Source organism: Chryseobacterium sp. GM_Chr_2, from assembly GCF_026540445.1.
GTDB lineage: Bacteria > Bacteroidota > Bacteroidia > Flavobacteriales > Weeksellaceae > Chryseobacterium.
The window spans coordinates 118,670-139,639 of the sequence record NZ_JALNUD010000002.1 but is presented as its reverse complement, the minus strand read 5'-3'; the positions used below and the strand labels follow the sequence as shown (position 1 = coordinate 139,639).

The window sequence follows — 20,970 nt, the reverse complement described above, 5'->3', positions numbered from 1 at the left end:
TAATGAAGAAAATTTTATTAATTATACTAGCTTGTATTTTCTCTTTTTCCTTTGGACAAAAGAAATTTACCATTAATGAGCTTATAAATAGTTTTCCTTTAAATAAAGCTACCAAGGTCAAAATAATTTCATATAATATTGATTTCCCCGGCCCAGCACCTATTCCACCTCCTCCAATCGGAAAAGATGGAGACTCAACAGCGATCAAAAAATTCATTGCCAATCAAAAGTTTCCAATTACGTTAGAAAATATTATTGGGAAAGAGGACTTGGAAGGAATTAATCAAAATAAAACACTTAACTTTAAGGAAACAGTTGAGTTTTCAAAATTACTCTACAATACTTGTGGAAAATTCCAAAGTGGATTACGTGAAGTAACTAAATGTTTTTTTCCTAGAAACGCTATTTTATTTTATGATGAAAACGACAAAGTTTTTGAAACATTAGAAATATGTTTTGAATGTCATAGAATGGATTATCATTCAGGAAAATCAATGGAAGTCAACTACATGTGTGATAATTTCTATAAAAATTTAGAAAAATATTTTCAAAGTAAAGGATTGCAGACTAAATACATAAGAAAATAATGAAGAAGAAAAAACGAGAATTTCAATCCTCAGATTTAGTAAAATCCTTTGCCCGAATTTACGGTTTTGAAGGAAAGTTGGTTGCATTCGAGATTAAAGACTTTCTTGAAGAATATCTGGATGAAAGTCTTTTTAGCGAGATAAAGACTGTAAATATTGAAAACAAATGTATTATTATTAAAATTGATTCGCCATTGCTAAAACATGACTTTCAAATGCGAAAAAGTTTTTATCTGAAAAAATTTCAGGCAAAATTCGGAGAAGAAAAATTTAATGATCTTCAGATTTTGTAGTCATCGTACTACTCATTAAATCGTCTGCTTTTTTATCTAATCCTGAACGTAATGGAAGGAAAAATTTCAATGGATGTTTAATAAAATATTTGAAAATTTCTCTGTAAATCATACTTACCTGTCCAAAATTCAATTTTCTTGATCTGAAAGCTAAAAACATAGATAATGAAAAACTTACCAAAAAGTTAAAAAATCCGATCAGGAAAACCGTTATAAAAGAAATCCAAAACGTATAAGAATCCACAGAAAAATCTTTCCCGTACAATCCAATGGCGAAATTTCCTGCTGCAAAAGTAATGTGGCGGATATCCAAATCTAACCCGAAAAATAATCCTACCGGAGCCGTCGCTCCCAAGAAAACCCCAAACCAGAAATTGGAAACAATTCCCGGCCAGTTTTTAGCATAATAGGTAGACAAACCTTTCGCGAATTTTTTACCAAAAATCTTTCTGATCGAAAAATTTTTCGCAATACGCTCCGGGATTTGATAGAAAACAGAATTATTCCCAATATTTCCTGAAATAATTCCCGAAATAAAAAGATAAAAACCGGCAATACTCGCGTGTAAAATTGCTTTAGATTTGAATGGATCCAAATCCTTCAACAATTTATCTGATCGGTCAACTGCTAAATTTTGTGAGAAGAAAACATCTAAACCGTAAATTATTAACAAAGCAATAGGAAATGATAGTAAAACATTCCCAACAAATGCAATAAACTGACTTCGGAATAATTTTGAAACCAAATGAGCAAATTCAACGTAATTACTCTTGTTATTCCCTTCTTCAGAAAGAATTTTCGTCATCGTAGCAGCCGTCATTGCAGGCTGTTTGGTTGCCAATGTAAATCCCATCAGATAGATCATTACAAATCCCATCGCATAATTCATAGAATACAAAAATGCATGGGAGAAATCACTTCCTGGAACATAACCGTAAAGCATTTTCAAAACACACAGTGCGCCCACGATAATCCCACCACCACTGGCTTTGTAGAACATCGTCATATATTCTTTCTTGGTTGAAGTAATGTAATGCGACCCTGTTTCCGCCGTATGATTAGTAATTAGGTGTGAAATTAATCTTGTACTATCATTAATTAATTCTGAGATATTATTTTTATGAGATTTGTAGCTTAATACGTTAAATATTAACTGCTTTGATTTAATTAAAACATCTTCTTCATTATCAATTACCAATAATTGAACAATCTCAAAAATACGTTGTAATTGTTGTCTGATTTTAAGAAGAGATTGATTAATTTTCCCTGAAATTCCATATTTGGAGGAATTTTTAAAGGCAATATTAACGAAATCCTGGCATTGCTGAATATAGATTTTTATCTGCTTATATCTGCTGTCTTTAGAGTGTAACTGAATTTCAGGATTTGCTTTAAATTCTTCAGCCAAATCTTCTAATTCATTTTGTAAAGCTAAAAACGGGTTGTCAAAATTTCTATATTCCGGAGCCATTCTCACAACCTCAACCTCCATCGCTGCTCCTGTCACGCGCCATGAAAGAATATTCATTGAAAATATCAGTTCGTTCTTCACCTTCGATTTAAGAATGAAATCAGAAATTCCTACAATTTCAAAGAATTCATTAATTTCATTTTCAGGAAGATTATGAAGATAGCTTAAATCTTTTTTTGGTCTTAAACTCACATTGTCAATTAAATACCAAACGGTTTTTTCATTAACAACAGGCGGAAGAATTTTATTTAGAATTCTCTTCTTTAATTCAGGAAAAAAGGCATTTTCCGATAAAATATTAGCTTCCGTTAAGGATAAATTGAACGGTCTGTCATCAAAAACACGAGAAATGTAATGTTTAAAATTTTCACTAGTTTCCGGATTTTCTTTGAAAAAATTCAAAACATCTGTGAAATCACTTTCTTTTGCAGCTTCTAAAAATTCAGCTAAAGGATCGAGTGAAGACGTTTCGTTCTTAAAAGAAAAATACTTTTTAAGAACAGATTGAAAATGGATACCGGAATTAAAAAATTTCATTAATGCAAAGATACTATTTCAAACTCACATTTCTCATTTGTCTCATGATCCAATTGTGTTTCTTTCTTAAATAAGCCGAAGGATTTTTCGGGTCATATTTCTTTGGATTTGGCAAAACAGCCGCTATCCAAGCCGCTTCAGAAGTGGTTAAGTCTTTCGACGATTTATTAAAATAATATTGTGAAGCCGCTTCAATTCCAAAAACTCCCTGTCCCATTTCAATAGAATTCAGATATCTTTCCAAAATAATATCTTTACTCCAAACTTTTTCTATAATGAAGGTATAAACAGCTTCAAAACCCTTTCTCAGCCAGCTTCTGCCTTGCCACAGAAAAATATTTTTTGCAGTTTGTTGAGAAATTGTACTTCCTCCTCTCAATTTTTTACCTTTCTCATTATTTTTCATGGCTTTTTCAATCGCAGTATAATCGAAACCATCATGAATAAAGAATTTTTGATCTTCGGAAGCAATAACAGCCTTCTTTACATTATTTCCCATCTCATCGTACGAAATATAGTCTCTGTGAAGTTTCCCATATTCGAAAAGTCCTCCGATCTGAGTAATGGTGATGGGCGGATTGAAAAATCGTCCCCATACGATGAATACTACGTTCAGAATAAGGATGATGAAAATGAACTGTTTAATTTTTTTCCACATAACATTTTATAAAAAGGAATAACAAAAATAATGAAAACCTCTGAGTTATTGCAATTCTTTCATGTAAGTCAGTTGATAATCTGGTAAAAGCTCAGGGTGAAAAATTTTAATATAATCTTTCAAAACTAAGTCTGATCGTACAACACCACTTTCGAAAAAATCATTTGCTTTATCCTTTTCTTTACCTGAAATTCCATAAATTTTTCCTTTATTGAAAACTTCCAATTTTTCATAAAAAGGATTAATATTCAGCATTTCTTTCTTTGAAACATGATTTCCTGCATTCACCCAAAACTGAACATTTCCAGCCTTTGCATATACCTCTTCGAAGCTCATGGTTACAGCTTTTTCATCTGAATTATCTTTTAAAATATAATTGGCATTGGCATCTGAAATATAATTAGCCAAAGAAGTTTTCCCTCCCGGAAGATACCATACATCGCCATACATTTCATTCGCAAGTACCGTTGGCTTTACTGTAGATTTTAAAGCTAATTGTTTTAAATCATTATAATTTTTCTCAATTTCTTTAAATTTTACTTCTGCCTCCTGATCTTTTCCCAAAAGCTTTCCAAAAAGTTTAATATACGCTGTTTTTTCTAAAGGTTTTTGCTCTAAATATTCATCAAGAAATATCACCTGAATTCCGTTATTTTTAAGCAATTCATACGTGTTCTGAAAGCTCGCGATATAATTGGTAAAAATAGCATCAGGCTTTAAAGAAATAATTTTTTCCACATCATATTTCTGATCACTCCCTATATTCTGAATCTTTCCTTCTTTTACTAAACTCTGAATTTTATCTGAATAAATATATTCCGGACTAGAAACTCCTATAATCATATTTTCAGCATTTAATTCTGAAAAATAACCCGCTAAACTTGCATTTAGTAATATAATTTTCTTGAAAGGAGTTTGATCTGATTTAAAATTATAGGTATAATTTCCCGATGTCAACTGCAAAGATTTAATATCTTCTTTAAATTCCACCCGATTGGAGATTAAAACGGAATCCGAAGACGAAATTTTTAGTTCTCTTTTACAGGCGATTAGCGTGAAAAACGTTATTAACAGTAAAATTTTTGCTTTCATCTTTCAAAGAAAAGAAAAAAGTGCTATATTTGCAAACCCTTAAACAACAAGGAAACGACGGCCTCGTGGCGCAACTGAATAGCGCATCTGATTACGGCTCAGAAGGTTACAGGTTTGAATCCTGTCGAGGTCACAAATGCTTAAATGGCGCCAACTAAAAACAGTTGGCGTCATTTTTATTTATAAATAGTATTTTTTTAGGTAATGTAATCAAAAATAGTTGGTGTTTTTCACAAAAATTTGTGAAAGATTTTTGTTGATTTATACTGATAAGATTATCAATCTCAAATTAATGTACAATCGTTTTTTTTTCAATAATATTTTTCGGACTTTCTCCAAATTGTTTCTTAAAAGCAAATGAAAAATGAGAAAAATCTTCAAAACCAAGTTCAAAATAAATCTCATTAGGTTTTTTGTGCTCATGCTCTAAAAGATAACGAGCTTCCTGAAGTCTGCGATTAGTGAGCCATTTTCCAGGTGATGTTCCAAAAATAGTCTTGAATTCTCTTTTAAAGGTAGATAAACTTCGTCCTGTAAGATAGGCAAACCGGTCAAGACTAATATTGAATTTATAATTACGATTCATAAACAACTCCAAATCAACTTTATGGGGACTATTGAAATTAAAGAAAATATCTTTTAAACTTGACTGCTTTTTCAGCAAAATCATCAACAATTCTTCACGTTTAATATCTACAAAAGAGGCTTCAAGTTGTTCTTTTCCATCGTAATATGGTTCTAATGACTCGATGTAGCTTTTAATAAATTTATCATCTTTCAAAAACAAAAAAGAATCACTATTGTCAGTAGTTTCAGCTTGATAAGGATACCGTTCCAAAAATTTCTTTAAAAAAGCCTCATCAAAAGAAATAATAACCTTTTCAAACTGCCCGTCTTCTTTATATTTTGTGTATCGTACGAGATGATTTTTTCTGGCAATACAATAATCGCCTTGCTTCATAGAGTAATACTTGTAACCATCGTAAGCTACCATAGAACCCTTCAGTAAAAATAAAAAGAAATGCTCCGGAATAAATTGCTCTGGGGAAATCTCTGGTCCCAAATGACAAGATTGTATATTATTAAATTTCATCATATTTATTTTATTGAACCGACTTAATGCCATTTTTGTTCGTTTCTTTTACATTACAAAATGACTTTAGAGCATGAGTCCCAACGTAAACAAAATTAAAAATTTAAATTTAAACTATCTACGCTTGCCAAAAGAGCCTCTTCTCGACTTCTTGGATTCCAATGAAGAATAGTCCTCGCTTTATTATTAGATATCTCTTTGTAAAACTCCCCATCAATGGGTTCCAGGTGTTTAATTGTTGACGAATACTGAGGTCTTTCTTTTTTTAATAATTCGGCAACATCGTAGAAGCTCATCACTCCTTCCGAAGTTGCAATAAAACGCTCTCCATTCGCTTGAGGATGTAACATTGCTTTTATATGAATATCAGCAACATCTCTTACATCTACAACACCCATTGTAAAAGTTGGTGTATATTCCAGATTTCCTTTAAGAATTTCGGAAACTGCAACATCTAGAGAAGCAGAAGTAATGCCACCAATTACAGGTCCAAAAATACCAACAGGATTGATGACCGATAACTCCAAACCGTTCCCTTCTTTTTCGATAAATTTCCAAGCAGATTGTTCAGCAAGTGTTTTGGATTTGATGTAAGCAGGAAGTTCAGCATTCGAATCTGTCCAATCTTTCTCTGTAAAAACATGATTTTCTATATTGGTAGTATAACCAACAGCTGCAAAAGATGACGTAAGCACCACTCTTTTTACCCCTGCCTCACGAGCCGCTTTCAAGATACGAAGTGCGCCATCCCTTGCCGGTATAATAAGTTCGTTTTCATCTTTCGGATCTTTCGCAGGAAAGGGCGATGCTACGTGCAATACATAATCACAATTTTTAACTGCTTCAGCCCAGTTTTTATCTTCGGTAAGATCTGCTTCATAGAAAGAAAGATTAGAGAAATCTTCGATTCCGCCCTGTTGCACTGCTTTAAGAATCACATCCTTTTTAGATAATGATCGTAGTGTTGTTTTTACATTAAAATCCTGATGTAATAATTGTAAAATAGTATGAATTCCTAAAAATCCTGTTCCTCCTGTTACCAAAACCGTTTTGTTTGCCTGTATATTTTCCATTATTAAAAATTTATTAAGCAAAGTTGAGAATTAATTACAGTGATTATTTTGTTTAAAAGGTCAACTTTCATTTGTTCAAAAGGTCAGTTTTCCAACTTCAGGATTTTGTAATACTATCAAAATAAACTTTAGCAAGAGCATTATTGTTTAAAAAGCCTTCCGAAAATACATCCGGAAAGCTTAATATTAAACTTGTTTAAACTTTTTTACCACAAAAGAAACAAAAGATTTTAACACTTTAGTTATTTTAAGTTTAATGCTTAAATAAAAAAAAGATCACATAAGTTTAAAAAAAATCTTTGATTTTTTCTCTTTGCAGACTTTTGAAATCCTTTAAATAAATCCAATAAGATCTTTTGCTTCTTTTGCGGTTAAATTTAAAATTAGTTTAAACAAACTTATTAATATTAAACCACTCTTTAAAAACGAATTATAATGAAACAGCTTGTTTATCGAAGATATTAAGATAAATAACAACTCTTTAATTTTAAGGTCGATAAAATCTTTGGTCAGCAGTTTCGGATTTTCGAGAATGGTTTGCAACAAGGTGATGTAATTTTCAAGCACAGCATTCACTTCTATAGAAACCATAGGTTTTGAAACTTCAGAATGGCTGGATGAAAAATGATATTCTTTTGCCATAGTCTGTAAAACCTCCTGATTCAGATAAATATTCAGACTTTCAAAACTTCCGGTTTCGGGCGGACATTTGGTAAATTTCACCAACTGGTTTTTCCGGATTAAATTAAAATCACCTTCCTTCGCAATGTATTTTTCCTGACCGTCAGACAGCACAAATTGTCCCGAAATTTGAAAAGCAAGGACGTGCTGAGGAACAAAATTTTCACCTTTTCGGCTTACCTCATGATAGCAGGAATAGACAATATCAGATTTTTCCATTTTAATTGAATGCTAAAAGACAAAGCGTCATTTTTTGAAACAACGCTTTATCAAATGTACAAAATATTATTGCAGAACAGCTTTCGGTTCAAGATAAGCTTCCAAACCATACACACCGTATTCTCTGCCAATTCCAGACTGTTTGAAACCTCCAAACGGAACCATCGGGTCGTGGCGGAAGCCATTGATACAGACTCTTCCCGCATCAATCTGAGAAGCCAATTTCTGAGCTCTTTCCACATCAGATGAACTGATGTAAGCCGCCAAACCGTAAGGCGTATCGTTCGCAATTTCTATCGCTTCCTCTTCCGTTTTATAAGGGATAATGGACAATACAGGACCAAAAATCTCTTCCTGAGCAATTCTCATTGTATTGCTTACGTTGGTAAAAATGGTCGGTTTTACAAAGTTTCCGGCTTCCAGTCCTTCAGGCTTGCCTTCTCCTCCGGCTAATAAAGTTGCCCCTTCTTCCAACCCTATTTTTATGTAACTCTGAACTCTTTCAAGTTGTTTTACACTCACCATCGGTCCCACATTTGTATTTTCATTTTGAGGCAATCCTACTACCACTTTTTCTGCCGTTGCTTTGGCTATTTCATTCACTTTATCGATTTGATTTTCAGGAACAAGAAGTCTTGTCGGTGCTATACAGGCCTGTCCGCTGTTCATATACGCTCCGAAAACCGCTGTCGGAATAACTTCTTCAAGATTGGCATCATCCAAAATAATATTGGGCGATTTTCCTCCCAACTCCAGAGTTACTCTTTTCATTGTATCGACCGCTGTTTTTGCAATAAGTTTCCCTACCGCTGTAGAACCTGTGAACGAGATTTTCGAAACATCGGGATTAATGGTTAATTCCGTTCCGACTACATTTCCCAAACCTGTTACAAAGTTGATAATTCCTTTTGGCAAACCTGCATCGTGAAAGGCTTCCATCAAGACCTGAGTCTGCAGACCGCTCATTTCACTTGGTTTAATGACCACTGTACAACCTGCTGCAATCGCTGTGGCGACTTTACTGCAAACCGAGCTGTTACTGGCATTCCACGGAGTGATAATTCCTACAACACCCACCGGTTGTAAAAGGACTTTTGAAGAATTAATCGTTTGTTCAAATTCGAAATTTCGGATAGATTCTATCATTGAATCGAACCAACTGTTGGTGTTATTACTGCTTAAAGTAACAAACTGTTTGCTTCCTCCGTATTCTTCGATCATTACGTCAATCAGTTCCTGATTTCTTTTCTCTACCGCTTCTTTAAGTTTTTCGAGATAAGAAATTCGCTCATCCACTGTAGACTTTGAGAAAGTTTTGAAAGCTTTTTTTGCTGCTGCGATGGCATTTCTTGTATCAACTTCATCGGCTAAAGTTATCTCTCCTATTTTTTGATTATTAGACGGATTGATTAAGTCTAAAGTTTCTGTTCCGTGAGGCGTTACAAACTCGCCATTGATGTAAATTTTGTTTACTGTTTTCATTTCTAAAATTTTATAGGACAAAGTTAGATGAGAAATGAAAGGTAAACTTTGTAAAAAAGCTCAATGTTAGTTTGTAAAAAAGTTCAGTTTTTAATTTTAAATATTATTTAACTGTTTCCTTTTTACATTAAACAAGTTTAATCCAACTGCTTTTTTGAATAATCTGATAAACTTTTTAAACTCATCAACAGATTTTAAGCTTCTTTAATCAAGTAAATATGATCGTGTTCCGATGCTATTTCAAATTTAATAAAATCGGAAGAATAGTTCTCCCGACTTATTAAAATTACATTAAATTCAGCTTAGATATTACTTTTTAAATGTGTTTCAAATGAAGACAATTCCTGTTCGATATTCGGGTTTTTAAAAACATCATAAAAAGCAAACGTGGGCAATGGCTGAACTCCGACAAACTGAAGGGTTGCCGTAAAAGGTTTTGTAAATTCTTCCATTGAGAAATCTTCAAGCAATTGGCCTGAATTTCCAAACGTTTCTTCTGGCGCATTCCAGGTATTTACAATCATCCCTCTGCTTTGCAGAAGACCGCCTGTTCCGTAATTTCCGCCATTATTTCTACCATCTCCGGCGTAGATTTTTCCGTAACCACTCATCAAAACTTTATCGATATAATCTTTCGTTTTTGCAGGCATCCCAAACCAATTAATCGGAAAATGAAAGAGTACAAAATCTGCAGTTACCCATTTCTCGATTTCCTGCGGAATTTCATAACCACTGTCGATAACTGTTTCAAGAATTTCGTAGCCTTTTTCTTTAAAAACAGTTTTACTTTTTTCGAAAATCGTTTTGTTGAGATTTCCTTCTGCAATTTGTGGCCATTTGATATGACCGTTAATGATTAATGCTTTCATTTAATTATAAATATTTTCCAAGATTTAGTTCAACATCGCCATAGGTTTGTAATCCTTGGTCTAAGAGTTTTTTAATTCTGGTTCTTGCTTCAGGCTCTGTTAATGATGCAAAGAAGGCAATTTGCGTTTCCATAATATGTTCATCTTTAGGAATAATGACTCTTTCGTTCATCGTGGCCTTGATTTTCTTGATGATTTTCAAATCAAATGAGTCAATTCTTTTGGCTAAATTTTCTACGAATATATCCAATTCATTATCAGGAAATGCTCGATTAATCCAACCGTAATCAGCGGCAGTTTGCGCATCATAATCGTCACCACTCAAAATAATTTCCAGAGCCCTTGCCTTTCCTGTCAATAAATGAAGACGCTCTAATCCGCCACCACCGGGAAAAGAACCGATTCCGATTTCAGGTTGAGCAAAAAAAGCCTTTTCCTTGCTTGCAAAACGCATATCAAAAGCCTGAATAAATTCACTACCTAAACCTCTCGCTCGTCCTCTGATCGATGCAATGCTTACAAACGGAGCCTGCTCGAGACGTTTGGCAACATCGGGCCAAGATTTTGAAAGTCCGGTTTTTCCCTCACCTTTCGGAAAATCAAAAATATTAACCAATTCAGCGTGAGCAACATAAAATTCCGGGTTTGAACTTTCAAAAACAACTACTTTTAAGTTTTCGTTAGCTTCTAATTCATCCATTAACGTTCTTAATTGAACCGAAAATTCAGGGTCGAATACATTTACCGGAGGATGATTGATGGCCACTTTCCAATAGCTTTCTGTAATTTTTTGTGTTGTAAAAATCATAATAATTTCTTTTTTAAAGTTTATTTGTAACTTGATAAAATCTTCTTCAAATTGACAAGTGAGAAATATTTCAGTATTTTTGCTTGCAAATTGAAAGTGTAAAGATATAAATTAACTTGCAAAATGCAAGTAAAATATTTATGGTAAAAAAAAATAGAAATTCCGGATGTCCGGTAAGTAACTCTTTGGATATTTGGGGCGATAAATGGAGCTTACTAATTGTGAGAGATTTGATGTACGCAAAACAGTATACATACGGTGATTTTTTGAAATCTGAAGAAAAAATAGCGACCAATATTTTGGCGACAAAACTGCAAATTTTAGAAGCTGAAGAAATTATTTCTAAATCGCAACATCCTGAAAGCAAAGCAAAGTTTTTGTATAAACTGACCGAAAAAGGCATTAGTCTGCTCCCTGTTTTAATAGAAATTTATTTGTGGGGCGAGCAATATTTTGAATTGTCTGAAAACCATAAAAAATTTCTACAGGATGTAAAAAAAGACAAAGAAGCATTTTTAAAAAGGGCGCAAGAAAATCTCAGAAAAGCACTTTAATTATTTTAAAGCAATCAGTATAAAGCAATTACTTAAACATTTTCGGCAATGAATAATTCTACAAAAACTTTCGAATCACATCACAAGAAATTAGGTTTAATTTCATTCAATTCCGAAACTTTGGATTTTGTAAATGGAGAAACATTCAGACCTTACATTAAAGTTTTATTTGTTCCTGCAGGGTATTCTTTGACGGTAGATTTCAATGTTTATAAAACTGAAACTCCGGCTTTGTTTTTCATTAATACCAATCAACATATTGATATTCAATCATCAACTACCGATTATGCTTTTTTGATTCATTATAATAGAGATTTCTACTGTATTCAGATTCACGATGAAGAAGTGGCTTGTGACGGACTTTTATTCAATAATATTTTTGAAATTCCAAAGGTTGATTTGTTGGAAGATGAGCTGAAAACGGTGTCGCAATTATTTAATCAAATCAATGATGAGCTTAATTTTCAGGATCGTTCATCTGAGGAAATGATTAGAACGTATCTCAAACAAATCATTATTCGAGCAACAAGACAATGGAAAAAACAAAATCTGCAGACCGAAGAGCTCAATCTCATCACTGCTGAACAGGATTTTTTTCGAAATTTCAGCCGCCTTGTAGATATTCATTACAAAGAAAAACACAGCGTCGCCGATTATGCAGACCTTCTGAATCTGGCTCCCAAAACGCTTTCCAACAAATTTCATAAACTCAATCTCGAAAATCCGAATGAAATGATTAAAAACAGAATCATTCTGGAAGCCAAAAGATTATTGCTTTATAGCGAGTTGAGCATCAAAGAAATTGCTTATCAATTGGGTTATGAAGACCCCGCGTATTTTAATCGAATGTTTGCGCAAAAATCTGGAAAAACTCCGGCGGTTTTTAGGAAAGAAATTAAGGCTTGATTTTATTTTATCGGCTACCTTATTGACATTTTCTGCTATATTTTAGATTGAACTCCTACGGAGTTCTGTTTCTCTACCCCTAACTATTTACTACACAGTTGCTGCTCCTTACGGAGCATTTTTTTGTTTTGAAGTTTCGTTTTATCAATCTCAAAAACTTAAGTTGGTTAAAGAAATGATTTTCATTAATAATTAGACTAAAATTTAGCAAAAACACATCAAAAGGAAAAAAGTACAATTTTCAATGACTTTTTAATCTTTATTTAGATTAGCAAAGCGACATACCTTTGTCCCATCAAAAAATAACAATCTAAAAAAACATAATAAATTCAACTTATTAAACTAGTTAAATGTGTAGGATTTCTAGCCTGTATAAATTTGCTATATCAAAATTAAACAATCAAAAAAAACAAAACGTACATAGAATAAAAAACTTTAATCTTCAACTTTAAAATTATCTTAAATATTAATCTTCAAAAATAATTACAATGAAAAATATCTATTTAAAAGCAGTAACATTAGCTTCATTTGCCATCTTCAATACTAATATTATGGCACAATCAAATCCTGCATCTCAAGACCCAAATATCGGTAGAGAAACCAGAGAATTCTTAAAAGCTTTGAACAGCGGTGACGGAAAACCATTGGAAACCTTAGCTCCAAAAGACGCAAGATTGGTTTTAGTAGGCGCTCAAAAATCTGTAAACTTCGATTATTCTGATATTGAAGAATCCGAAAGAACCATCACACAAGACGGGCAAACTGTAAACATCCACATCGTAAAACCAAAAGGTGCAAAAGCAGGACTTCCTGTATTTATGTTCTTCCACGGTGGCGGATGGGTTTTAGGAGATTATCCTACACACAAAAGATTAGTTCGTGATTTGGTTGTAAATAGCGGCGCAGTAGCAGTTTTTCCAGATTACACACCATCTCCGGAAGCGAGATTTCCAGTTGCCATCAATCAAGCTTATGCAGCAACAAAATGGGTTTCTGAACACGGAAAAGAAATTGGTGTTGACAGCAGCAGACTTGCCGTTGCAGGAAACAGCGTAGGCGGAAATATGGCAGCCGTTGTCGCATTGATGGCGAAAGACAAAAACGGTCCTAAACTAAAACAACAAGTTCTTTTGTGGCCGGTTACAGACTCAGATTTTAGTAGAGCTTCTTACACAAAATATGCTCAGGAAAGATTTTTAACAACCCCATTAATGAAATGGATGTGGGATAATTATTTACCTGATTTAAAAGAAAGAAACAACAAATATGCTTCTCCACTGAAAGCTTCTTTGGAAGAATTGAAAGGTTTGCCACCAGCATTGGTTCAGGTTGCTGAAAATGATATTTTGCATGACGAGGGTGTAGCTTACGGAAGAAAATTGGATGACGCAGGTGTTCCTACAACTCTTACAGAATACAAAGGTTTTATCCACGATTACGGAATGCTGAATCCTTTGGCTCACATCCCTGCAGTGCAAGAATCTGTATTGGATGCAGCGACTGCCTTGAGAAAAGCGTTATTTACAAAGTAATCTAAAATAACACAATAAAAAACTCGAGTAAATTTATGATTACTCGAGTTTTTTTTAGCTCTTAATTGTATTTATAGCTTAACTAGAGATTTTTTAAGGTTTCCAATACAAGTTTTGACATTTAATAAAAACCAACTGTAAAAGACTGTTTACTTAATATAAAATATACCTTGAATATACTTTTGTTCAGCAAAGCAAGTTCATCCATTACAAAATATCTTAGTTAAAAGAATTTCTGAATTCCAAGGGTATAACTTCAGTCTTATTTTTGAATAATTTATTGAATGATTGTGGATATTCAAATCCTAGCCGATAAGAAATCTCACTGACAGACAAATTGGTGGTTGTTAAAATCTCTTTTGCTTTATCAATCAGTTTTTGATGAATATGCTATTGGGCATTTTGACCTGTCAGTTCCAGTAAAATATCACTAAGATAATTGGGAGAAACATTCAATTGGTTTGCTAAAAATTGTACAGTGGAAAGTCCTGATTGTAGCTCCTGATCACAACTGAAATGATTTTCCAATAAGCTATCCATTTGGCTCAATAAGTCATTATTTTTAACTTTCTGGAATAGGAACTGCCGACTGTAAAAACAAATGTATCCCTACCAAGGGTAAGTGTATCCAAAATAAAACAGACAATGATATTAAACTAAAGACTAATAGTGTCAATTTCGATTACTCCAAATACCTAAATATCAAAGTACAAAACATTAGAAATTAAAGGCTAGATCAATCATAACCAATTCTTATTTAATTTGACTTAAACGAATGGAATCATCAACAAAAGTCTTTGAGTAGACTTTACTTAAAGAGACAACTTTCATAAATTTAAAAAAAACAAAAAAATCCCGAATTAACGGGATTTTAATATTTAGATATACATTTATTTTATCTCTACAGGAACTGAAATCTTATCCCAATCCATTGTGAAACCATTACTGTTTATTTTATAAACTAAAGCTTCCTGTGTTGCCGGTAAAGCCTTTGTTTTTACATCAACACGCAAAGCATCTTGTCCTTCCTGATATTTATAAGCGCCCCATTGTTTCGCTTCTTTGTTGAAAATCGCAGTCCAAGTTCCGCTTTCTTTAGGGATCAAGAAAAAGCTGTATTTACCTTTAGGAAGTTTTTTACCCTGAACGGTGATGTCTTTATCCGTTTCAAAAGTAGTTGCTTCGTTAGCACCCGCACGCCAAACTTTATTATAAGCTTCCAAACCGCCCCAGATGGTACGACCTTTCACAGAAGGGCTGCTGTAGGCGATTGTAATATTTGCATCTTTAATTTTTCCTGTCGCAGTAGCTGGTGGGCTCGCAGGTTTTTTAGCTTCCTGAGCAAATGCATTTACTGAAATCGTCATTGCAGCCAAAACCATAGTAGCAGATTTAATTATTGTTTTCATACTATTTTTTATTTGTTTGTTCTTGTTTTTGTTCGCTTACGAATTTACGGCTTTCGGCTTATAAAACAGTAATCCAATTGCAGAAAAAATAATTACCGCAGCCGCCCCAATCACATTAAGCCAAAGGAAAGAAACAATATCGAACTGATAAACGGCAATCACCGCAATTTCTGATAAAATAGCAGCCATAAATACATTCTTTCCATTGATTTTTTTAAAGTAAAATGCCACCAAAAAAATACCCAATATCGGACCGTAGAAAAGTGAACCCAAAACATTTACCGCTTCAATAAGAGAACCCATTTGAGTAGCAAACATCGCGACACCGATCGAGAAAATGCCCCAAGCTAAAGTATGTAAACGACTGTACTTCAATTCGGTTGCATCATCAGGAATTTCTTTTTTAAATAGTAAATGAACATCTTTTAATGAACAAGCTGCAAGGGAATTTAACGCTGCTGAAATTGAGCCCCAACTCGCCAGAAATATGACGGCAAACAATAAGCCGATCATTCCGACAGGCAAAGTATTTTTAACGAAATACAGGAAAATATAATTCGTATCCGTTTTCTCTGCATTAAAATTTGATTTATTGATTGCTTCCTCTACCCTTCCGTGAAGAGCTTTTACCTCTGTCTGTGTATTTTTAAAATCCTCAATTGTTTTTTTAAGTTCAGGAGATTGAGTTTCTTTTAACTTTAAAATTTCTTTAGATTCTGCATTGAATTTTGCCTGCAAATCCTGATGTTCTTTTTCAAAAACTGCAGCCTGTTCAGGTTGTTTTTTCTTTAAATTCTGATAAGATCTCTCATTAAAATAAATCGGAGCTGGCTTCAAAGAAAAGAAGGCAAAAAGTAAAGCCCCAATCAGAAGAATCGCAAACTGCATCGGAATTTTAACCAATCCGTTCAACAGCAAACCCATTTTAGCATTGGTATTGTCTTTCGCAGTAATGTATCTTCCAACCTGACTTTGATCTGTTCCGAAATAAGAAAGTGCCAGAAAAAAACCTCCAATTAATCCGCTCCAGATATTGTATTTATCTTTCCAGTCGAACTCCGTGGTAATTACATTCAGCTTTCCGGATTTCCCTGCTAAATAAAGGGCATCCTTAAAACCAATTCCATTCGGCATATTTTCAATCAACAAATAACCTGCAAAAGCCATTGTTCCGAGAATAATCAGAAACTGTAATTTTTGTGTGTGAGCAATCGCTTTTGCGCCACCAACATAGGTATAAATTAATAAAATTCCGCCCGTTAAAACATTAGTTAGATAAATATTCCAGTTTAAAACGCTTGATAAGATGATACTCGGAGCATAAATACTGATTCCCGTTGATAATCCTCTCGAAAAAAGAAAAAGCAGTGAAGTGAGTACCCTTGTTTTTTTATCGAAACGGTTTTCTAAATATTCATAAGCCGTATAAACATTTAATCGCTGAAAAATCGGAATAAACGTAATACAGATCACAATCATCGCTAAAGGCAAACCAAAGTAATACTGTACGAAACGCATTCCGTCTGTATAGGCTTGTCCCGGAGCTGAAAGAAAAGTAATCGCACTTGCCTGAGTCGCCATAATACCGATCAACACAATGTACCACGGCATTTTATTATCTGCTTTCAGGTAAGATTCGTTGCTTTTTTGTCCACGACCGATGAATACGCCGTAAACCACCACTGCAACCAGTGTAAAAATAAGAACTGCCCAATCTATTGTACTCATGCCCAGAATTTAGTGAACCAGTAATAAAACACAATCTGAGCTACTAATGCAAATGCTAAAAGCAGATACCAAATATTCCAATTTTTAAGTTGATTATTCATTAGTTTTTTTGTGCAGATAAGAAGTTTAAAAATAATCGTGCCGCACCCACATTTCCCGCAGGTAACTGTCTGAAAAATGCCAACGGAGTATAAATAAAATTACCCTTTCCGTATTTTGCATACAAAGTTGATCCCTGCAAAGGCTCTTCACCCGTATCGTGCATTTCAAAAAGCGGTTCATACGCTGCATCCCATTTGTCTGGGAAATAGGCGCCACGCTCCTGTACCCAATCTTTAAAATCATCCGCAGTAATTTTGTTTGGATAGTTCAGTAATTTATGATTGGGATTTAAAAATTTAACCTCAGCATTTTCTTCGGTAACACGCTTATTAGCAATTGTAAAATTGTACATTCCCAATTGGTCAACCGTTGTATCCTGATTGGTGTTGTATTGCATAACCAAATTCCCTCCGGCTTTTACATAAGACCATAAAAAAGGCATCCAACGTCCCAGTTTTTTCTCTGTATTATTGGCACGAACTCCAAGAACGATCGCATCATATTGTGAAAGTTTATTTTGATTTCCGCCAGATTCATCTAAATTGCCATAAAAATCTTCGTCTTTCAAAACATCAACCTGAATTCCTGCAATTTTTAGAAACTCAGGAATGAAATCACCAGCTCCTTGTATGTAACCGACTTTTTTAACCTTAACTTGAATATCACCTTTCATTACAGCTACAGTGGCAGGTGTAAAATATTGTAAGGAAGGCAAATGAGGATATTGAATTAGTACCTGTTTTTTATTATAAGTCATTCCATCTGCAACAAAATTGGCATCCAATTGCATCTGATTTGATTTTATCGAAGCAAGTTTAGCCTTTGGAATAACATAATCAACGGTAACATCTTTTCCATTAATTGATTTTAAATCACCTCCGCCTAATCGTTCTCCATTATATAACAAGTTTACTTTTCCATTATTAAACTGTTTATTTGAATTTACCTTAAAATTTAAACTTAAATGTAAATCTTCATTTTCTTTGACTAAATAAAGTGGTTGTGTAAATTTTATTTCCAATGCAGGAACAATACGCAGAGCTTCCACCACATCTCCACGCACCGGATCTAATTTCTTGAACGATAAAGGAAGTTTAACCTGAAATTTTTCCGAACCTATTTTTAAATCAAGCAAAACATTCAGTGGTGATTCTGCCTCGGGTAAACCGACTAAAGTATCATTGGGAACAGAGAAAGTGGCCGCGTTCACAGCTGGTTTTGCCAACCAGTAAGGTTCTGTAAGCGCTGCATCTGCAGGAATCTGAATATCATGCTGAATGGTAACTAAAGAATCTTTTGATAATTTTCTGTTAAAGTTTTCTGACTGATTTAACCATTTTACATTTTCCAAAACGACAGGATTTTCAGCTCTTGAAATTAAATTTAATCTGAAATTATAATTATCACCAGCAACAGCTTCAGCTTGATTGGTCACAACCTCGCCCATAAATCCGGCACAGCTTAAAATGATATTGTCAAGCGATTTAATTTTATCATTTTTTAAATCTGAATCTTTTAATGCTAAAACTTTTTTTCGCAAAGCAAGTAATGCAGGCAAACTCTTGTCTGGCTCATTAAAATTGAAAGTTGAAATAATTTTATCTAAAGATTGGTCAATGTCAGAATTCCCTTCTTTTGTCCATGTCTTATTGATTCCATCAAAAAGCGTTGATTTTGCAGGCTCTCCGGCAACATGGGAAAAATATTCAGTTTTAATTCCGCCTACAGATTGTGTTCCTGCACCCTGACTTTTATGTAAACTTCTGCTTAACCCCGCCAATTCACCATAACCCATTCCCAGTTGCGCATCGTATTGTCCAACAGTAACTTTCAGTTGATTTTCAGCCGTCGTATTGTTGTTACCAAATCGGAAAGTGTTCCATAATACACGTTTTGGATGCCATACATTTACATATTTCAGTTGATTTGGGAAAGCAGTTTTATCTCCTGCCAGTTTAAAAGCTTTTTCTGCAACCACAGCCGAAGCCGCGTGTTGTCCGTGTCCTGCCGCAGCAGTAGGAGGAAAACGGCAAATGATCACATCCGGACGGAATTGACGGATTACCCAAACAACATCTGCTGTAATATTGTCTGCATTCCACTGTTGAAAAGTATCGGTTGTATTTTTAGAGAATCCGAAATCAATCGCACGGGTGAAAAATTGTTGCGCGCCGTCTAACTTTCTTGCTTCTAAAAGCTCATGTGTTCTGATTAATCCTAACGCAGCGCCTTGTTCTGTGCCTAATAAATTCTGACCACCATCACCTCTGGTTAAAGATAAATAGCCCGTTTCTACATTTTGGTCATTGATTAACCAAGAGAGCAATCCCGTATTTTCATCATCGGGATGGGCTGCAAGATATAAAACTTTAGGTATATGTTTAAGCGTTTTGAGTTCGCGGTAAATTTCAGATGACTTTGAGGGCCGAATTTGTTGCGCCGAAAAAACGGTATACAATCCAAGGATGAATACAGTGCTTACTTTTTTGAACATATGATTTGCTTTGTTGCGTGGCAAATATAAGTAAATCGTTTTTCTTTTAAAGTTTAGCAGAAAAAGCAATTAACGGCTCTAAAGGTTCCATTATATTTTTAATGTTAAAGAAAATTATGATTAAATCTTATTTTTTTTAATTTGGTAAAAATTACATTTGTATTTCTATTAAAAACTATGGACAAATACAGCTTTTTGGAAATAACCGCTTTTATTGGAATCTTTCTTGTATTTTTTCTTTCGATGTTTTTATTGACTGTAAAAACCAAATATAAGCTTGCCAATTTTCTCTTGGCTTTTTTCCTTTTTACTAATGCTGTAGATGCTATTAAATTTCTGATGCGAGAGTTTCCTGTGAATTATATCAATCTTGAGGCTTTCCGCTGGAGTATTAATTATTTGGCTCCGGCATCGTTTTATCTCTATGTACTATCGGTTTGTTTTTCCAATTTTCGATTAAAACCAAAACATTTATGGCATACCGTTCCCTTTATTGCTTTCAATGTATATTTAATGTCGGGGATTTATTTTGAAGATAGAGCTGCAAAAATAAACTTCATCAATGCGATGAATCAAACTTCGATTATGCAGTTTTTTTATTTTCTTTTTGAATTTCTGTTTCAAGCCTATTTTATTGCTTCATTTTTGATGATTAGAAAATCTAAGACCGTTTATTTTGAGAATTATACAAATCCCAATGTTTCTGCACTCAACGCACTTTATAAAATAACCATCCTTTATTATGTCTTACATTTCATAGTTCTTACAAGATGGTTGGTTACTTTTATTTTTGGTTGGGGAGAAATAAGATCCTGGATTGTAACTCTTGATGGGTTTGCCTTTTTATTCTGTACTTGTTGGTATTTATTTGTTGCATTAAATAATCCTGAGTTTTTCCGAGGAGTTAATTCTCAACTGAAACCTATTACAGAAGTTATTCCGAAACAAAAAACGAGCACTTTACTATCTAACGAAAAAAATACGGAAATAGAGTCTTTAAAAGATTTTATGATTAAAAATGAACCTTATTTAGATTCATCATTAACCATTCAGGATTTATCTGAGCAGTTGAAAATGCCCGTTAAAGATTTATCTACTTTAATTAATTTGTATATGAATAAACACTTTTTCGATTTCGTAAATGAATATAGAATAGAAAAAGCAATGGAACTTTTAAAAGATCAAAGAGAACTGACTGTTTTGGAAATTTTGTACCAAGTTGGTTTCAATTCTAAATCTTCATTTAATACCTCTTTCAAAAAATATACAGGAAAAACGCCAACAGATTTTAGAAAACAAGCTTTGTAAAATCTAATTATTTTCGAAAAATGAGTTCGATTTTTTTTAATCGGTCGCGTCCTGAGAGTTTCTGAAGCATATTT

20 protein-coding genes and 1 tRNA gene are annotated in these 20,970 nt (G+C 33.7%); 7 read left to right on the top strand and 14 right to left on the bottom strand.

Annotation, left to right across the window (positions count from 1 at the left end):
* Positions 1–2 precede the first annotated feature (2 nt).
* Positions 3–587, top strand: a complete 585-nt coding sequence (locus OXQ85_RS04015; protein WP_267402520.1) for a hypothetical protein — start codon at positions 3–5, stop codon at positions 585–587.
* Positions 587–880 carry a hypothetical protein gene (locus OXQ85_RS04010; protein WP_267402519.1) on the top strand — a complete coding sequence of 98 codons (294 nt, stop codon included), beginning with the start codon at positions 587–589 and terminating at the stop codon, positions 878–880. The genes OXQ85_RS04015 and OXQ85_RS04010 overlap by 1 nt, the downstream gene beginning before the upstream one ends.
* Here the strand turns inward: OXQ85_RS04010 and OXQ85_RS04005 are convergent.
* From OXQ85_RS04005 to OXQ85_RS03995, 3 genes are read right to left on the bottom strand one after another with little or no spacing between them, the layout of a single operon-like run.
* Positions 858–2,888 carry a recombinase gene (locus tag OXQ85_RS04005; protein ID WP_267402518.1) on the bottom strand — a complete coding sequence of 677 codons (2,031 nt, stop codon included), beginning with the start codon at positions 2,886–2,888 and terminating at the stop codon, positions 858–860. The genes OXQ85_RS04010 and OXQ85_RS04005 overlap by 23 nt on opposite strands.
* A gap of 13 nt (positions 2,889–2,901) precedes the next feature.
* Entirely contained in the window at positions 2,902–3,546 is a 645-nt protein-coding gene (mtgA, locus tag OXQ85_RS04000) for a monofunctional biosynthetic peptidoglycan transglycosylase (protein WP_267402517.1), read from the bottom strand.
* Positions 3,547–3,591: 45 nt separating this feature from the next.
* Complete coding sequence (locus tag OXQ85_RS03995; RefSeq protein ID WP_267402516.1) at positions 3,592–4,638, bottom strand: ABC transporter substrate-binding protein; 1,047 nt, start codon at positions 4,636–4,638, stop codon at positions 3,592–3,594.
* 59 nt (positions 4,639–4,697) lie between these two features.
* Here OXQ85_RS03995 and OXQ85_RS03990 point away from each other — a divergent pair.
* Positions 4,698–4,771 (top strand) — tRNA-Arg (locus OXQ85_RS03990).
* A 156-nt stretch (positions 4,772–4,927) separates the two neighbouring features.
* On the opposite strand, the gene OXQ85_RS03985 is transcribed toward OXQ85_RS03990, so the two are convergent.
* The 6 genes from OXQ85_RS03985 to OXQ85_RS03960 all read right to left on the bottom strand — a co-directional run bounded on the left by OXQ85_RS03985 (position 4,928) and on the right by OXQ85_RS03960 (position 10,863).
* Positions 4,928–5,734 (bottom strand): AraC family transcriptional regulator, encoded by an 807-nt coding sequence (locus OXQ85_RS03985; protein WP_267402515.1) that lies wholly within the window; start codon positions 5,732–5,734, stop codon positions 4,928–4,930.
* A 92-nt stretch (positions 5,735–5,826) separates the two neighbouring features.
* Positions 5,827–6,804 (bottom strand): aldehyde reductase, encoded by a 978-nt coding sequence (locus OXQ85_RS03980; RefSeq protein WP_267402514.1) that lies wholly within the window; start codon positions 6,802–6,804, stop codon positions 5,827–5,829.
* 333 nt (positions 6,805–7,137) lie between these two features.
* Entirely contained in the window at positions 7,138–7,704 is a 567-nt protein-coding gene (locus OXQ85_RS03975) for an AraC family ligand binding domain-containing protein (RefSeq protein ID WP_267402513.1), read from the bottom strand.
* Between the two features lie 66 nt (positions 7,705–7,770).
* A complete protein-coding gene (locus tag OXQ85_RS03970; RefSeq protein WP_267402512.1) occupies positions 7,771–9,186 on the bottom strand; it encodes an aldehyde dehydrogenase family protein in 1,416 nt (471 codons plus the stop codon).
* A 302-nt stretch (positions 9,187–9,488) separates the two neighbouring features.
* Positions 9,489–10,055, bottom strand: coding sequence for an NAD(P)H-dependent oxidoreductase (locus OXQ85_RS03965; RefSeq protein WP_267402511.1), 567 nt, complete (start codon positions 10,053–10,055; stop codon positions 9,489–9,491).
* A 4-nt stretch (positions 10,056–10,059) separates the two neighbouring features.
* On the bottom strand, positions 10,060–10,863 hold the full coding sequence (locus OXQ85_RS03960; protein WP_267402510.1) for an enoyl-CoA hydratase/isomerase family protein: 804 nt from the start codon (positions 10,861–10,863) through the stop codon (positions 10,060–10,062).
* 140 nt (positions 10,864–11,003) lie between these two features.
* On the opposite strand from OXQ85_RS03960, the gene OXQ85_RS03955 reads away from it, so the two are divergent.
* From OXQ85_RS03955 to OXQ85_RS03945, 3 genes are all read left to right on the top strand, one after another.
* Positions 11,004–11,417, top strand: a complete 414-nt coding sequence (locus OXQ85_RS03955; protein ID WP_267402509.1) for a helix-turn-helix domain-containing protein — start codon at positions 11,004–11,006, stop codon at positions 11,415–11,417.
* 48 nt (positions 11,418–11,465) lie between these two features.
* Positions 11,466–12,323: an AraC family transcriptional regulator gene (locus OXQ85_RS03950; protein ID WP_267402508.1), complete on the top strand. Its 858-nt coding sequence runs from the start codon at positions 11,466–11,468 to the stop codon at positions 12,321–12,323.
* A gap of 551 nt (positions 12,324–12,874) precedes the next feature.
* Positions 12,875–13,855 carry an alpha/beta hydrolase gene (locus OXQ85_RS03945; RefSeq protein WP_267402820.1) on the top strand — a complete coding sequence of 327 codons (981 nt, stop codon included), beginning with the start codon at positions 12,875–12,877 and terminating at the stop codon, positions 13,853–13,855.
* 219 nt (positions 13,856–14,074) lie between these two features.
* Here OXQ85_RS03945 and OXQ85_RS20680 read toward each other — a convergent pair whose 3' ends face one another.
* The 5 genes from OXQ85_RS20680 to OXQ85_RS03925 form a co-directional block, all read right to left on the bottom strand.
* Positions 14,075–14,230, bottom strand: a complete 156-nt coding sequence (locus OXQ85_RS20680; protein WP_346659707.1) for a helix-turn-helix domain-containing protein — start codon at positions 14,228–14,230, stop codon at positions 14,075–14,077.
* A 15-nt stretch (positions 14,231–14,245) separates the two neighbouring features.
* Entirely contained in the window at positions 14,246–14,395 is a 150-nt protein-coding gene (locus OXQ85_RS20675) for a hypothetical protein (protein ID WP_346659704.1), read from the bottom strand.
* 350 nt (positions 14,396–14,745) lie between these two features.
* Positions 14,746–15,264 (bottom strand): DUF2911 domain-containing protein, encoded by a 519-nt coding sequence (locus OXQ85_RS03935; protein WP_267402507.1) that lies wholly within the window; start codon positions 15,262–15,264, stop codon positions 14,746–14,748.
* Positions 15,265–15,300: 36 nt separating this feature from the next.
* On the bottom strand, positions 15,301–16,992 hold the full coding sequence (locus tag OXQ85_RS03930; protein ID WP_267402506.1) for a sodium:solute symporter: 1,692 nt from the start codon (positions 16,990–16,992) through the stop codon (positions 15,301–15,303).
* Between the two features lie 100 nt (positions 16,993–17,092).
* Positions 17,093–19,588, bottom strand: coding sequence for a PIG-L family deacetylase (locus tag OXQ85_RS03925; protein WP_267402505.1), 2,496 nt, complete (start codon positions 19,586–19,588; stop codon positions 17,093–17,095).
* A 177-nt stretch (positions 19,589–19,765) separates the two neighbouring features.
* Between OXQ85_RS03925 and OXQ85_RS03920 the strand changes: the two genes are divergently transcribed.
* Positions 19,766–20,896, top strand: coding sequence for an AraC family transcriptional regulator (locus OXQ85_RS03920; RefSeq protein ID WP_267402504.1), 1,131 nt, complete (start codon positions 19,766–19,768; stop codon positions 20,894–20,896).
* Positions 20,897–20,970: the final 74 nt, after the last annotated feature.

Coding starts and splice junctions, on each gene's coding strand:
- OXQ85_RS04015 (WP_267402520.1), top strand. CDS start 3: ATGAAGAAAATTTTATTAATTATACTAGCTTGTATTTTCTCTTTTTCC.
- OXQ85_RS04010 (WP_267402519.1), top strand. CDS start 587: ATGAAGAAGAAAAAACGAGAATTTCAATCCTCAGATTTAGTAAAATCC.
- OXQ85_RS04005 (WP_267402518.1), bottom strand. CDS start 2,888: ATGAAATTTTTTAATTCCGGTATCCATTTTCAATCTGTTCTTAAAAAG.
- mtgA (WP_267402517.1), bottom strand. CDS start 3,546: ATGTGGAAAAAAATTAAACAGTTCATTTTCATCATCCTTATTCTGAAC.
- OXQ85_RS03995 (WP_267402516.1), bottom strand. CDS start 4,638: ATGAAAGCAAAAATTTTACTGTTAATAACGTTTTTCACGCTAATCGCC.
- OXQ85_RS03985 (WP_267402515.1), bottom strand. CDS start 5,734: ATGATGAAATTTAATAATATACAATCTTGTCATTTGGGACCAGAGATT.
- OXQ85_RS03980 (WP_267402514.1), bottom strand. CDS start 6,804: ATGGAAAATATACAGGCAAACAAAACGGTTTTGGTAACAGGAGGAACA.
- OXQ85_RS03975 (WP_267402513.1), bottom strand. CDS start 7,704: ATGGAAAAATCTGATATTGTCTATTCCTGCTATCATGAGGTAAGCCGA.
- OXQ85_RS03970 (WP_267402512.1), bottom strand. CDS start 9,186: ATGAAAACAGTAAACAAAATTTACATCAATGGCGAGTTTGTAACGCCT.
- OXQ85_RS03965 (WP_267402511.1), bottom strand. CDS start 10,055: ATGAAAGCATTAATCATTAACGGTCATATCAAATGGCCACAAATTGCA.
- OXQ85_RS03960 (WP_267402510.1), bottom strand. CDS start 10,863: ATGATTTTTACAACACAAAAAATTACAGAAAGCTATTGGAAAGTGGCC.
- OXQ85_RS03955 (WP_267402509.1), top strand. CDS start 11,004: ATGGTAAAAAAAAATAGAAATTCCGGATGTCCGGTAAGTAACTCTTTG.
- OXQ85_RS03950 (WP_267402508.1), top strand. CDS start 11,466: ATGAATAATTCTACAAAAACTTTCGAATCACATCACAAGAAATTAGGT.
- OXQ85_RS03945 (WP_267402820.1), top strand. CDS start 12,875: ATGGCACAATCAAATCCTGCATCTCAAGACCCAAATATCGGTAGAGAA.
- OXQ85_RS20675 (WP_346659704.1), bottom strand. CDS start 14,395: ATGGATAGCTTATTGGAAAATCATTTCAGTTGTGATCAGGAGCTACAA.
- OXQ85_RS03935 (WP_267402507.1), bottom strand. CDS start 15,264: ATGAAAACAATAATTAAATCTGCTACTATGGTTTTGGCTGCAATGACG.
- OXQ85_RS03930 (WP_267402506.1), bottom strand. CDS start 16,992: ATGAGTACAATAGATTGGGCAGTTCTTATTTTTACACTGGTTGCAGTG.
- OXQ85_RS03925 (WP_267402505.1), bottom strand. CDS start 19,588: ATGTTCAAAAAAGTAAGCACTGTATTCATCCTTGGATTGTATACCGTT.
- OXQ85_RS03920 (WP_267402504.1), top strand. CDS start 19,766: ATGGACAAATACAGCTTTTTGGAAATAACCGCTTTTATTGGAATCTTT.